The following is a 15075-nucleotide window of genomic DNA, read 5'->3' on the forward strand; positions in this document are numbered from 1 at the left end:
GTCTGCGCGGGCACGACGCCGACACGCAGGTAAGCACGCTTACTTTTCCGCCGAACGGTCATCAAGAACCGTCGGACACCGCCGTTACTCAGGAACAGATATCGCACCAAGGGCATGGACCGCTCTGCTTCCCTCTGATGCACCGGCCGCACCCACTGAACTCCATCGAGACTTCCTTCATGTTCAAGCACCTCAAGATCGGCAAGCGCCTGGCCATCGGCTTCGCCGTGCTCGTCCTGCTCATCGTCGCCACCGGGGCTTTCTCCGCGCAGCGGATGGGCGTGGCCCAGGACGTCGTGCTCGACATCACCAAGAAGGAAGTCCCGGCCATCCGCGACCTGGGGCGCATGGCCACGATGCTGGCCGAGTACCGCGTCAGCGAGCGTGGCCTCGTGGCCGGCTACGAGGACCCGGAAAAGGTCGCCGAATACACGGATGAGCTGATCGCGGGCGGCAAGGCCTTCGACGAGCTTTCCAAGGCGTATGGCAGCAGCCTGTCCGACCCGCAGGACAAGGCGCTGCACCAGGAGATGATGGCCAAGGCCGCGCTGTACTTCGAGAACAGCCGCCGCCTGATCGAGTCCGTCAAGGTCGGCGATCTGACCCCTGCCAGTGGTGCCGGCGATTTGCGCCAGGCCACCGCCGATGCTGTCGGGCGGATGCTGGACGCAAAAATGAAGGTGCTGGACAGCGCGGTGGCTGCACAGGAGGCCGGCTACAACACGAACATCAAGGCGATCGGGCTGCTGGTGGTGGTGGCAATGCTGTTGGCCATCGCCGCTGCGGTCCTCATCACCCGTTCGATCGTGCGACCGATGGCCGACGTCATGAGCGTCGCCGACGCCGTGGCGCGCGGCCAGCTCGATCGCCAGATCACGGTCGACGACCGCAGCGAGCTCGGGGACCTGCTCGGTTCCATGCAGCGCATGCAGACGCAGGTGAAATCGGTCATCGCCGCCCAGAGCGAAATGGCGGCGCGCCATGATGAAGGACGGATCAGCTACCGGATGGACGACAGCACGTTCCCCGGCGACTACGGCCGCATGGTGCGCGACACCAACGCACTGGTCGGTTCGCACATCGCCGTCAAGTTGCGCCTGGTGGAAGTGATGCAGCGCTACGCCGTCGGCGACCTGTCGATCGACATGGATCGCCTGCCCGGCGAGAAGGCCCAGCTCACCGAAGCCATGGACGCCACCAAGGCCAACCTGTCGGCCATCAATGCCGAGATCAAGCGTCTGGCCGCGGCGGCTGCTTCCGGCGACTTCAGCCAGCGCGGCGACGTGGCGCAGTACCAGTACGACTTCCGCGACATGATCGGCGGACTGAACCAGCTGATGGAAACCACCGACGGCAACCTGGCGGAAGTGTCCGCCCTGCTCCGGGCCATCGCGCGCGGCGACCTGAGCGCGCGCATGGAAGGCGACTTCCACGGTGTGTTCGCCACGATGCGCGATGACGCGAACGCCACCGTGACGCAACTGACCGAAATCGTCGGCGGCATCCAGATGGCGGCCATGAGCATCAATACCGCTGCCGGTGAAATCGCCGCCGGCAACAACGACCTCTCGCGCCGCACCGAACAGCAGGCCGCCAACCTGGAAGAAACCGCTGCGTCCATGGAGGAGCTGACCTCCACCGTGCGCCAGAACGCCGAGTCGGCCCGCCAGGCCAACCAGCTGGCCATCGGTGCCGCCTCGGTCGCCTCGCAGGGTGGCGAGGTCGTGGGCAAGGTCGTCACCACCATGACCGACATCGAACAGTCCTCCAAGAAGATCGCCGAGATCATCTCGGTCATCGACGGCATCGCCTTCCAGACCAACATCCTGGCCTTGAACGCGGCCGTGGAAGCGGCCCGCGCCGGCGAACAGGGCCGCGGCTTCGCCGTGGTCGCCTCGGAAGTGCGCACCCTGGCCCAGCGCTCGGCCAATGCGGCCAAGGAGATCAAGGGCCTGATCGAGAACTCGGTGGAGAAGGTCTCCGACGGCTCGGCGCTGGTGAACCAGGCCGGTGCGACGATGGCCGACATCGTGGCCAGCGTGCAGCGCGTGACCGACATCATGGCCGAGATCTCGGCGGCCTCGCAGGAGCAGTCGGCCGGCATCGAGCAGGTCAACCAGACCATCACCCAGATGGATGAAGCCACCCAGCAGAACGCCGCACTGGTGGAGGAAGCCACGGCCGCCGCACGCTCGATGGAGGAGCAGGCGCAGGGACTGACCGAATCGGTGGCGGTGTTCAAGCTGCAGGCCACGGTCGATACGCCGGTGCGCAAGGCGATCAGCCAGGCCGCCAAGCCGGTCGCCGCCGCCAGGCCCGTCGCCAAGGCCCTCGTCCGCAAGCCCGCGGCGCGCAAGCCCGAACCCGCGCTCGCCGATGGCGACTGGCAGGAGTTCTGAGCCCTGCGCCTCGCGTGATCCATGTTGCGTCTCGCGCGGCCCGGCATTCCCGGGCCGCGCGCGTTTCCGGGGTCGTGGCCGGCGCAAGGTATCCGTATTTACCGTTCGTCGGGAAAATCCCGACAAGGCGCTCAATCTTGAAGGCGTAACGCCGATACCGGTTGTGATCATTCCACTACCTTTCCCGGCCCATGACCCGATTCGCGCGTCTTTCGCTCGGTAGCAAACTCTCCCTGCAGGTCACGCTCGCCGTCGCGGCGGTGCTCACACTGCTCGCCATCGTGGTCCAGCGGCAGTCCAGTCGCGCCATCGAGGACCGGGCACTCGCCGACCTGGATGTCGCCGCGCAGGTGATGCTGGAATCCGTCGCGCTGTACGACAGCACCCTGACCGACACCACCCAGCGGATGGCGCGCAGCTTCCGCGCCACGCTGCCTGCCGGCGACGTATCGGTGGACGCGGACAGCGCCACCCCGATCGGCGATACCGACGTGGCCGCCCTGCGCTTCGGCGAACAGACGCTCAATCTCGACTTCACCGCCGTGGACCGCTTCACCGAAGGCACCGGCGTGGTCGCTACCCTGTTCGTCCGCCAGGGCGACGACTTCGTCCGCGTGACCACGTCGCTGCGCAACGCCGAGGAAGAACGCGTCATCGGCACGGCGCTGGACCACAAGCATCCCGCCTACGCGCTGATGCTGCAGGACAAGCCCTATACCGGTCGCGCGCGCCTGTTCGGCCGCGACTACATGACCCATTACGAGCCCCTGCAGGATGCCGAAGGCAAGACCGTCGGCATCCTGTTCGTCGGCCAGAACTACGGTGACGGCCTGGCCGCACTGAAGGACAAGCTGCGCACCACGCGGCTGGGCGAAGCGGGCTACTTCTTCGTGGTCGACCTCGCGGAAGGCGAACACAACGGCATGCTGGCGGCACACCCGTCCGATCAGGAATCGCCGTACACCGCCGTGGTCGGTCCCGACTCGGTCCCGGCGATGAAGGCCCTGCTGGACCAGGACCATGGGCATGCCGTGCTCGACATCGCCCCCGCGTCCGGCGATGAAGCGGTGCCTGCACTGGTTGCGGTCAAACGGTTCGCTCCGTGGAAATGGGCCTTGGTCGCCGTGGAGCCGCGCGAAACCGTGCTCGCCTCCAGCCATGCGCTGACGATCGCCATCGTGGGCCTGTCCGTGCTGGCGCTGGCGGTAATCGGAGTGCTCACCGCGATCGGCGTGCGCCGCGTGGTGTCGCGACCGTTGCGCTCGGCCGTTGCGATCGCCGAGGATGTCGCCGCGGGCCGGCTCGACGGCCGGATCGACACCTCCCGCCAGGACGAAGTCGGCCAGTTGCTCGCCGCCATGGGGCTGATGCAGACGCAGGTGGTGTCGGTGATCGCCGCGCAGACCGAGATGACACGCCGCCACGACGAGGGCCAGATCAGCTTCCGCATCGACGACAGCGCCTTTCCCGGCGAGTACGGACGCATGGTGCGCGATACCAACACGCTGGTCGGCGCGCATGTCGCGGTGAAGATGCGCCTGATCGAGATCATGCAGCGCTACTCGGTCGGCGACCTCTCGGTGGACATGGATCGCCTGCCCGGGGAGAAGGCCGTGCTGACCGACACCATGGACGCCACCAAGGCCAACCTGTCGGCCATCAACGGCGAGATCAAGCGCCTGGCCACGGCGGCCTCGTCCGGCGACTTCAGCCAGCGCGGCGACGTGGACAAGTACCAGTACGACTTCCGCGACATGATCGACGGCCTGAACCGGCTGATGGAAACGACCGACGGCAACCTGGCCGAAGTTTCCGAGCTCCTGCAGGCCATCGCCCGCGGCGACCTCACCGCCCGCATGGAAGGCGATTTCCACGGCGTGTTCGCCCGCATGCGCGACGACGCCAATGCGACGGTCGCCCAGCTGACCGACATCGTCGGGCGCATCCAGGAAGCCTCTGGCCGCATCGACGTCGCGGCCGGCGAGATCGCGGCGGGCAACCTGGACCTGTCGCGTCGCACCGAACAGCAGGCCGCCAACCTGGAAGAAACCGCCGCATCCATGGAGGAACTGACCTCCACCGTGCGCCAGAACGCCGAATCGGCCCGCCAGGCCAACCAGTTCTCGATCACCGCGGCCGGCGTCGCGTCGCAGGGAGGCGAGGTGATCGGCAAGGTCGTCGCCACCATGACCGACATCGAGCAGTCGTCGCGGAAGATCGCCGAGATCATCTCGGTCATCGACGGCATCGCCTTCCAGACCAACATCCTGGCGCTCAATGCCGCGGTGGAAGCCGCGCGTGCGGGCGAACAGGGGCGCGGCTTCGCCGTCGTCGCCAGCGAAGTGCGTACGCTGGCCCAGCGCTCGGCCAATGCGGCCAAGGAGATCAAGGGCCTGATCGAGAACTCGGTGGAGAAGGTCTCCGACGGCTCGGCGCTGGTGAACCAGGCCGGTGCGACGATGGCCGACATCGTGGCCAGCGTGCAGCGCGTGACCGACATCATGTCCGAGATCGCCGCGGCGTCGCAGGAGCAGTCATCGGGCATCGAACAGGTCAACCAGACCATCGTGCAGATGGACGAAGCCACGCAGCAGAACGCCGCACTGGTGGAGGAAGCCTCCGCCGCCGCACGCGCGATGGAGGAACAGGCGCACGCGCTGACCGAGTCGGTCGCCGTCTTCACGCTGAAAGCGGCTACCGGCCTGCCGGTCCGCAGGACCGCTTCGATCGTGACGTCGGCCGCATCGCGACCGGCCACGGCGCCCAAGTCCACCGTCCGCGCACGGCCCACGCGCCAGCCGGAAACCGCCCTTGCCGAGGGCGAGGGCGACGACTGGCAGACGTTCTGAGAAGCACCCGGGACCCGCACAGCCCGGCATGCCGCTGCGGCTGTGCGCTCCCATCGGAGAGGCCATGCGTCCTGCCGGGTGACCGGGGGAAAATCCTGCACGCGGCGCTGTTCCGCAAGGCACCACGTGCGCGATGGAAGTTTGCCCTGACCGGGATCCTGCTCCCACGTCTTCCGCCCCGCTCGCTCAAGATGCCGTGTCGTCCGCCGATACAGCCTGTGACGCCTTCCCTGCACTGACGTTTCCGCCCGCATGACCGAGCCCAGCGACGCCCCTCTGGCCGATCCCGTCAGGTACGACGACGAAGAAAAGTACCTGGTGCACGGCGAGCACGCGATCCGCCAGATCCTGCAATCGCTCATCGAAAAGCGGGCGCTGGTCAGCGGCTGCGCGATGCCGCGCAACCACACCTTCCCCACGTCGGTGGTCGAGGTGCTGGACGACGAGGACGCCGTGCTGATCGACGGCAGCGCCTCGGAGGCGATCAACCGCAGCCTCGACGAAGCCACGCACGTGACCTGCGTGTCCCGGCTGGACCGCATCCACGTGCAGTTCCGCCTGTACGGGCTGCAACGCGTGCAGAAGGATGGGCAGGTGGCCTTCCGGGCCGAGCTCCCCGACAGCATCCTGCGCCTGCAGCGCCGCGAGTTCTATCGCCTGCAGGTACCGGTGACCCAGCCGATGGAGTGCGGCATCCCGGAGCGCCAGCCGGATGGCGAAACCACCTACCGCAAGTACCGCGTGCTGGACATCAGCGGCGGCGGCATCGCCCTGGCCGTGCAGGCGGGGGAACCGACGCTGCGACCCTACAAGGAATTCCCCGGCAGCCTGCTGTACCTGCCGGACAGCGGACCGCTGTGCGTACGGCTGATGGTCAAGAGCCTGCACAGCCAGCTCAACCAGAACGGCAGCGAGAGCTGGCGCGCGGGTTGCCAGTTCACCGAGCTGCCGCGCGGCGGCGATGCGCTGATCCAGCGCTACATTTTCCGCCTGGAACGCCAGCGCAGCGCCCGCGAGCGCGGCGCTGCGTGACCTTCGTCCGCTTTCCAGCCACCGTTCATCGGCATTGAGCCGCACGTACTCAACCTGGCCGCGCCACCGCCGATACCCGGTGTAACGCTCCTGCAACACTCGCATGGCCGCACGTGGCCGTAGGCAGGGGCCGCCACACCGCCCCATCCGTCGAGGCCACCATGTCATCCGTGTCTACCCGTTTTTCCTCCCGCAGCATCGCCACCCGCGTGATGTACGGCACCGCCCTGGTGCCGCTGCTGGCCTTCGGCGTCGCCGCAGCGGCCAGCTACCTGCGCAGCAGCCAGTCCCTGCTGGCCGGCGCCCGCACCACCATGGAGACGCTGGCCAGCGCCGAGGCACAGCGCATCGCCGGTGACCTGACGGGCGCCTTCGACACCAACGCGGCCCTGGCGAACGCATTGCTCGCGCAGCGCGGCGCCGACGGCCTCAGTCGCGAGGCGGCCAGCGCCATCTTCAAACGCCAGCTCGAAGCGCACCCGGAATGGGTTGGCGTCGGCACGCTGTGGGAACCCGATGCCTTCGACGGCAAGGACGCGGACTACCGCGCCGCGGACGGCCACGACGACACCGGCCGCTTCATGAGCTACTGGGCATGGAGCGAGGGCGCTCCGCTGCAGGAAGCCCTGCGTGACTACGAGGTGCCCGGCGCCGGCGACTGGTACCTGAAACCGCGTGAACTGAAGCGCCAGGTCGTCGCCGAACCCTACGTGTACAAGATCGCCGGCAAGGACGTGCTGATGACGACCCTGTCGACGCCGGTCCTGGAAGACGGCAACTACCTCGGCGTCATGACCGTCGATTTCGCCCTGCAGTCGCTGCAGGAACGCATCGCCAAACTCACCCCGATGGGCGCGGGCTTCGTGCGCCTGCTCACGCCGGCCGGCGTGGTTATCGCCGACCAGGACGCCGCATCGGTCGGCAAGCCCTTTGCGGGCGCACAGGCCGCCGAAGTGATGAAGCAGATCGCCGCGGGCGAGCCCGTTTTCCGCGAATCGTCCAATGCCGCCGGCGATGCCGTCATGGAAGCCTATGTGCCCCTGCAGATCGGTGGCGCGCAGGAGCACTTCGCGCTGGGCGTCGTGGTGCCGCGTGCCGTGCTGATGCAGGAAGCCCGCGCCGTGTTGTGGACGGTGGTGATGGTGGGCGCACTGGGCGCCGCCCTGCTCTGCGGCGCGGTGTTTTGGCTGCTGCGCCGCCAGGTCGCCAGGCCGTTGGCCGGCGCCGTGCGTGTGGCCGACGACATCGCCCGCGGCAAGCTGGACAGCGACATCGACGCCAGCGGCACGGACGAGATCGGCACCCTGATGAAAGCGATGCGCAGCATGCAGGCCAACCTGCGCGATCGCATCGAGCGCGACACCGTGGTGGCCAAGGAAAGCCTGCGCATCCGCACGGCGCTGGAGGATGTGACGACCAACGTCATGATCGCCGATGCCGACCGCACCATCGTCTACGCCAACCGTCCGCTGATGAAGATGCTGACGGACGTGGAACAGGACCTGCGCCGCGACCTGCCCGCCTTCGACGTCAGCACGGTCGTCGGCAGCAGCATCGACATCTTCCACAAGAAGCCCGAGCACCAGTCGCGGATGCTTGCGCAGCTGCAGGGCACGCATCGTGCACAGATCAGCGTGGGCGGCCGCATCATGCAGCTCATCATCAATCCGGTGACCGATGGCGAAGGCCAGCGCATCGGTTACGTGGTGGAGTGGGCCGACCGCACCAACGAGGTGATGGTCGAACAGGAAGTGACCCGCATCGTGCAGGCCGCCGTGCAGGGCGACCTGACCGGCCGCATCGCCGAAACCGGCAAGCAGGGCTTCCTGCTGGGGCTTTCCCAGCAGATCAACGGCCTGTTGGGGACGATCGCGGGCAGCGTGGATGCCGTCTCGGGCGTGCTGCAGTCGCTGTCCAAGGGCGACCTGACCACCCGCATGGAAGGCGACTTCCACGGTGTGTTCGCCACCATGCGCGACGACGCCAACGCCACCGTCGCCCAGCTCACCGACATCGTCGGCCGCATCCAGGACGCCTCCGGTTCCATCAACACCGCTGCCGGTGAAATCGCCGCCGGCAACAACGACCTCTCGCGCCGTACCGAACAGCAGGCCGCCAACCTGGAAGAAACCGCCGCCTCCATGGAGGAGCTGACCTCCACCGTGCGCCAGAACGCCGAGTCGGCCCGCCAGGCCAACCAGCTGGCCATCGGTGCCGCCTCGGTCGCCTCGCAGGGTGGCGAGGTCGTGGGCAAGGTCGTCACCACCATGACCGACATCGAACAGTCCTCCAAGAAGATCGCCGAGATCATCTCGGTCATCGACGGCATCGCCTTCCAGACCAACATCCTGGCCTTGAACGCAGCCGTGGAAGCGGCCCGCGCCGGCGAACAGGGCCGCGGCTTTGCCGTGGTCGCCTCGGAAGTGCGCACCCTGGCCCAGCGCTCGGCCAATGCGGCCAAGGAGATCAAGGGCCTGATCGAGAACTCGGTGGAGAAGGTCTCCGACGGCTCGGCGCTGGTGAACCAGGCCGGTGCGACGATGGCCGACATCGTGGCCAGCGTGCAGCGCGTGACCGACATCATGGCCGAGATCTCGGCGGCCTCGCAGGAGCAGTCGGCCGGCATCGAACAGGTCAACCAGACCATCACCCAGATGGACGAGACCACCCAGCAGAACGCCGCGCTGGTGGAGGAAGCCACCGCCGCCGCCCGCGCCATGGAAGAGCAGGCGCATGCGCTGAGCGACGCCGTGTCGACGTTCCGCCTGGACAGCCACGGCACGGTCGCACGCCTGGTGCAGGAACGCGTCACCCGCATCGCGGCCGGCGGCGCACACCGCACGGTCTCCGAACCCCACGCCTACTGACCCGCTAAAGAAACCCCACCCGGGGCCGATCTAGGCATTGACCGGTTCCGTCCCGGGAACCCCACCCCTTACCGGCTGCGACAGGAGCCCGACGAATGAGCGACAAGAAGACCCAGGCCGCGGCGAGCGCGGACGAGTTCCTCAGTTTCACCCTGGGGGACGAGCACTACGGCGTGGATATCCTGAAGGTGCAGGAGATCCGTGGCTACGACTCGGTGACGCGCCTGCCGGATGCACCGGACTACATCAAGGGCGTCATCAACCTGCGCGGCACCATCGTGCCGGTGATCGATCTGCGCCTGAAACTGCGGTTGAAGGAAGCGCGCTATGACGCCTTCACCGTGATGATCGTGCTGAACGTGGAGGACCGCGTGGTCGGCATCGTGGTGGACAGCGTCTCGGACGTGCTCGCCCTGAACGCCGAGCAGATCCGTCCCACCCCGGAGTTCGGCGCCAGCGTCGATACCCGTTTCATCTCCGGCATCGGCACGGTGGACGAGCGCATGCTGATCCTGCTCGACATCGAAACGCTGATCGACAGCGCCGACCTGGGCCAGCCCCTGCCGGAACAGGCGGCTGCCTGATCCGTCGCCGGGCATCCGGCGCAGTGATGTTCTCCCGAGACCGCGGCCCTCACCGGCCGCGGTCTTCGCATTTCCGGCGCCCGCTGCCGACACGGATGCGTCCTCCGTCGCAGAACGCTGCCTGCGCCTGAACATTCGCCCTCGCCGGCCGATAACCCCTTTGGGACGCCACGGCGCCCCGCCCTCCCCTGTATCGCCCGTCGTCCGAGATCGCCATGACGTTCACTGCCCGCATTGCCGCCACCCTCTCTTCGCTGCCCCTGAAGCGCCGCTTCCTCATCCAGACCGCGGTCGTCGCGGCAGGCACCATCGCCCTGGCCGTCGTCGCCGCGCGCATGCAGTACCTGGACCTGACCGGCACGCGCCAGGCTGGCCTGAAAGCGCAGACCGAGATGGCACTGGGCGTGATCGAGGGTTACGCGCAACAGGCGAAGGACGGCAGGCTCGATGAAGCCGATGCGAAGGCCCGCGCGCTCGCGACCCTGGCGACCATGCAGGCCAACAAGGGCGTGGACTACTTCTTCGTCACCGACGAAGCGCCGACCATGCTGATGCACCCCACCCGCCCCGACCTGGTCGGCAAGCCGCTGGACGACGTGCTCAGCCCCGATGGCAAGCGCATCTTTCCCGAGTTCGTCCGCGTCGCGCGCGCCGGCGGCGGCCATGTCGACTACAGCTGGGCGAAGGCTGGCGAAGAGGATCCGGTGCCCAAGACATCGTATGCGGCGCTGTACCAGCCCTGGGGCTGGGTCATCGGCACCGGCGTCTACATCGACGACACGCAGGCGCAGGCATTGCAGTTCACCCTCATCATGACCGTCGCGGGCGGCGTGCTGGTGCTGTTGAGCATGGCGATCGGCTGGATCATCGGCCAGTCGGTGCTGGAACCGGTCGCACGCGCACTGGCTGCCATCAAGGGCGTGTCGCGCGGCGACCTGAGCGTGCGCACCGGCCACCATGGCCGCGACGAAATCGGGCAGATGCTGAAGTCCACCGACGCGATGGTGCACATGCTCGAACGCTTCTCGCACGAGACGCGCGACATGATCCGCCTGCACGCCGCCGAGGACATCCGCCACCGCATGCCGGAGGACTTTCCCGGCGTGTACGGCGAACTGGCTGCCGGCATCAACACCATGATGTTCGAACACCTGGATGCCTTCCGCGATGCCATCGGCATCCTGGAGCGCTACGCCAACGGCGACCTGAGCCAAGATGCGCGCCGCCTGCCGGGCACCCGCGCCTTCCTGCACGAGGCGATGGACGCCGCCAAGCAGAGCCTGCTGGCCATCAACGGGGAGATCAAGCGACTGGCGCAGGCAGCCTCGGCCGGCGACTTCACCGCCCGCGGCGACCAGGCCGGCTTCCGCCACGACTTCCTGCAGATGGTGCAGGGCCTCAACACCATGATGGCGACGAGCGACCGCAACCTGGCCCAGCTGTCGTCGCTGCTGCGTGCCATCGCCGAAGGCGACCTGAGCGCGCGCATGGAAGGCGACTTCCACGGTGTGTTCGCCACCATGCGCGACGACGCCAACGCCACCGTGACGCAGCTGACCGAGATCGTCGGCGGCATCCAGATGGCGGCCATGAGCATCAATACCGCTGCTGGTGAAATCGCCGCCGGCAACAACGACCTCTCGCGCCGTACCGAACAGCAGGCCGCCAACCTGGAAGAAACCGCCGCGTCCATGGAGGAGCTGACCTCCACCGTGCGCCAGAACGCCGAGTCGGCCCGCCAGGCCAACCAGCTGGCCATCGGTGCCGCCTCGGTCGCCTCGCAGGGTGGCGAGGTCGTGGGCAAGGTCGTCACCACCATGACCGACATCGAACAGTCCTCCAAGAAGATCGCCGAGATCATCTCGGTCATCGACGGCATCGCCTTCCAGACCAACATCCTGGCCTTGAACGCAGCCGTGGAAGCGGCCCGCGCCGGCGAACAGGGCCGCGGCTTTGCCGTGGTCGCCTCGGAAGTGCGCACCCTGGCCCAGCGCTCGGCCAATGCGGCCAAGGAGATCAAGGGCCTGATCGAGAACTCGGTGGAGAAGGTCTCCGACGGCTCGGCGCTGGTGAACCAGGCCGGTGCGACGATGGCCGACATCGTGGCCAGCGTGCAGCGCGTGACCGACATCATGGCCGAGATCTCGGCGGCCTCGCAGGAGCAGTCGGCCGGCATCGAGCAGGTCAACCAGACCATCACCCAGATGGATGAAGCCACCCAGCAGAACGCCGCACTGGTGGAGGAAGCCACGGCCGCCGCACGCTCGATGGAGGAGCAGGCGCAGGGACTGACCGAATCGGTGGCGGTGTTCAAGCTGCAGGCCACGGTCGATACGCCGGTGCGCAAGGCGATCAGCCCGGCCCCCAAGCCGGTCGCCGCCGCCAGGCCCGTCGCCAAGGCCCCGGCCCGCAAGCCCGCGGCGCGCAAGCCCGAACCCGCGCTCGCCGATGGCGACTGGCAGGAGTTCTGAGCCTCCGGACCCGCTTCGCATCCGCCCCGTGACCGTTTTCAAGTAATCCGGATCCCGGCCGATATGTCACCTGAAGGCACTCCTCCCTGGCCCCCATGACCGTCGCACTCACCGCCCACGACGACGCCAGCCCCGCGACGCCCGCACATTGCGAGGAGTCCGCATGCTGCGCCGCACGTTGAACGCGCTTGCGCCCGTGCGCGACGTGCAGGCACCGCCCGGCCCGGCGCACGACAGCCTGTGGCACGTGCTGGAGCAGTCGGTCGATGCGGCGTTCGTCATCGATGCGCGGCACCGCGTGGTGCTGTTCAACCCGGCGGCGGAAGCGCTGTGGCGATGCCGCCGCGAAGACGTGCACGGCGTGCCGTTCACCCGCCTGCTCGCGGAGGCGCCGGCAGGCGTCGCCGGCGAGACGACGCTCGCATCGCTGCTCGGGAGCCATCGCGATGCCGTGCTGGTGCGGGCCGACGGAAGCGAAAGCGCCTGCTCGGTCTCCATGTCGAAAGTGGTGATCGGCGACCAGGTCTTCCATACCGCCTTCGTCCGCGACACCAGCGACCAGCAGCGGCAACTGGCGCGCCTGCGGCAGCTGTCCATCGTCGTGGACAGCAGCGACAACGCCATCTTCATCAGTTCCGCCGACCGCGAGGTCGTCTACGTCAACAGCGGCTTCACGCGCATGCTGGGCTACCGCCTGGAGGAGCTGCGCGGCGTCCGACCTTCGGAACTGCTGTCGGGACCGCACACGGACGGTTCGCTGGACGAACGAATCAGCCGTGCGATCGACAACGGCGAGGGATTGCAGACCGAGGTCCTGCTGTACACCAAGGCGGGTCGCCCGCTGTGGCTGTCCACGGCGATCAACCCGGTACGCGACGAGGACGGCACGCTGCTGGGACTGGTGAGCGTGCTCAGCGACATCACCCAGACCAAGATGCATCAGGTACTGCACAACAAGGTGCTGGACGCGCTGGTGCACGAGTGGAACGTGGCCGACGTGATGACGCTGATCTGCCGGGAGGTGGAGCACATCGCGCCGGAGCTGACGGTGTCCATCATCACCGTCGACAACGAGGGGCTGATGCACGCCCTCGCCTCGCCCAGCCTGCCCGAAGCCTGGTCGCGCAAGATCAACGGCCTGCCGATCGGCCCGCGCGCCGGCGTCTGCGGGGTAGCCGCCTGGCGCGGCCGGGCGGTCCTGGTCAAGGACATCGCCAGCGACCCGCTGTGCGCCAACACCCGCCACCTCACCACGCCGCTGGGCCTGCACGCCTGCTGGACGCACCCGATCAAGTCGAGCAGCGGTCGCGTGCTCGGCACGCTGTCGTTCTACTACCGCGAGAACCGCGGACCGGACGAGCTGCACGAGCGGCTGGCCGACACCTGCCTGCACCTGTGCTCGCTGACGCTGGAGCGCGAACAGACCAACGAACGCGTGCACCAGCTGGCGTTCTACGACACCCTGACCGGCCTGCCGAACCGCATCATGTTCAGCGCCAAGGCCGAGCAGGCGCTCGCCAACGTGGCACAAGCCAACGGTACCGCGGCCGTGGTCTTCATCGACCTGGACCGCTTCAAGCGGGTCAACGACGCGCAAGGCCACGCCGCCGGCGATGGCCTGCTGCGTGACGTGGCCGCGCGCCTGAGCGAAGAACTAGGCGGCATCAACATCGTCGGGCGACAGGCCGGCGACGAATTCGTCGCCGTACTGCCGATGTGCGGCACGGAACAGGCCGGCAGCGTCGCCGAGCGCCTGCTGGGCGCCATCGCCGCCCCCACGACGGCAGGCCTGATGACCCTGCACCCCAGCGCCAGCATCGGCGTGGCGATGTTCCCCGACGACGGCCGCGACATCGACCTGCTGGTCCGCCACGCCGACATGGCCATGTACCGCGCCAAACGCGACGGCGGCGGCAGCTTCCGCTTCTTCAGCCTGGACATGAACCGCGTGGCACAGGAGCGCGTCTCGCTGGAGACGGCGCTGCGCGACGCGCTGCGGCTGGACCAGCTGGACCTGCACTACCAGCCGCAGGTCGGCGGCGGCGACGGTCACGAGCTTTACGGCGTCGAAGCGCTGCTGCGCTGGCACCATGCCGATCTCGGGGTGATTCCGCCGTCGCGTTTCGTTCCCGTCGCGGAAGAGTGCGGCCTGATCGCCGACCTCAGCCTGTGGGTGCTGCGCCGGGCATGCGCGCAGATGGCCGACTGGCGCCGCCGCGGCATCGACATCCCGCGCGTGTCGGTCAATGTTTCCGCGATCAATTTCCGCGACCCGCAACTGTCGCTGCAGATCTCCGACCTGCTGGACGAACACGGCCTGGTGCCGGCCGACCTGACGCTGGAAATCACCGAAAGCGTCATGCTCGATCCGGATCCGGACGTGCTGGAGAACATCGAGGCCATCTACGTGCTCGGCGTGCGGCTGTCGCTGGACGACTTCGGCACCGGCTATTCCAGCCTCAGCCACCTGCACCGCCTGCCGATCAGCGAGCTGAAGCTCGACCAGAGCTTCGTGCGCGACATCGACACCAGCGCCATCGCCCGCACGCTGACCTCCTCCGTCCTGCGCATCGGCGAGAGCCTGGGCATGAAGGTGGTTGCCGAAGGGGTGGAAACCGAATCCCAGCATCGTTTCCTCACCGAACAGCGCTTCCCCGTCCTGCAGGGCTACCTGTTTTCGCCGCCGCTCCCGGCGGGCCCGCTGGAAGCATGGCTGCACGCACATCCGCATGCATCGGTGCGCGACATCGAGGTCGTGGCGGACAGCGTCGCCACGGCCTGAGCCGGGCCGCCGCCGCGCGCCAGCGGCCACGAACTGTGATGCAGCTCCCACTCGTGCGCATCACCGCTTCCTGAAGCGTCCGAGGTCTCAA

Annotated in this window: 6 protein-coding genes and 2 pseudogenes; all 8 read left to right on the forward strand. The window is 67.8% G+C overall.

The window, feature by feature from the left end:
- Nucleotides 1-179: 179 nt before the first annotated feature.
- The 8 genes and pseudogenes from ACSQ19_RS18120 (at nt 180) to ACSQ19_RS18155 (ending at nt 14984) form a co-directional block, all read left to right on the forward strand.
- Nucleotides 180-2399, forward strand: coding sequence for a methyl-accepting chemotaxis protein (locus tag ACSQ19_RS18120; RefSeq protein WP_435998939.1), 2220 nt, complete (start codon nt 180-182; stop codon nt 2397-2399).
- Between the two features lie 191 nt (nt 2400-2590).
- Complete coding sequence (locus ACSQ19_RS18125) at nt 2591-5248, forward strand: Cache 3/Cache 2 fusion domain-containing protein (protein WP_435998941.1); 2658 nt, start codon at nt 2591-2593, stop codon at nt 5246-5248.
- A gap of 252 nt (nt 5249-5500) precedes the next feature.
- A complete protein-coding gene (locus tag ACSQ19_RS18130; RefSeq protein ID WP_299343697.1) occupies nt 5501-6280 on the forward strand; it encodes a flagellar brake protein in 780 nt (259 codons plus the stop codon).
- A 314-nt stretch (nt 6281-6594) separates the two neighbouring features.
- Nucleotides 6595-7047: pseudogene (locus tag ACSQ19_RS18135) on the forward strand (cache domain-containing protein); the annotation flags it as partial.
- A gap of 366 nt (nt 7048-7413) precedes the next feature.
- A pseudogene (locus ACSQ19_RS18140) lies at nt 7414-9147 on the forward strand (methyl-accepting chemotaxis protein); the annotation flags it as partial.
- A gap of 95 nt (nt 9148-9242) precedes the next feature.
- Nucleotides 9243-9731 carry a chemotaxis protein CheW gene (locus ACSQ19_RS18145; RefSeq protein ID WP_192267748.1) on the forward strand — a complete coding sequence of 163 codons (489 nt, stop codon included), beginning with the start codon at nt 9243-9245 and terminating at the stop codon, nt 9729-9731.
- Between the two features lie 215 nt (nt 9732-9946).
- Nucleotides 9947-12202 (forward strand): methyl-accepting chemotaxis protein, encoded by a 2256-nt coding sequence (locus ACSQ19_RS18150; RefSeq protein WP_435998947.1) that lies wholly within the window; start codon nt 9947-9949, stop codon nt 12200-12202.
- Between the two features lie 163 nt (nt 12203-12365).
- Nucleotides 12366-14984 (forward strand): EAL domain-containing protein, encoded by a 2619-nt coding sequence (locus ACSQ19_RS18155; RefSeq protein WP_435998949.1) that lies wholly within the window; start codon nt 12366-12368, stop codon nt 14982-14984.
- Nucleotides 14985-15075: the final 91 nt, after the last annotated feature.

It is taken from the genome of Pseudoxanthomonas sp. LjRoot127, assembly GCF_964253495.1.
In the GTDB taxonomy this organism is placed as follows: domain Bacteria; phylum Pseudomonadota; class Gammaproteobacteria; order Xanthomonadales; family Xanthomonadaceae; genus Pseudoxanthomonas_A.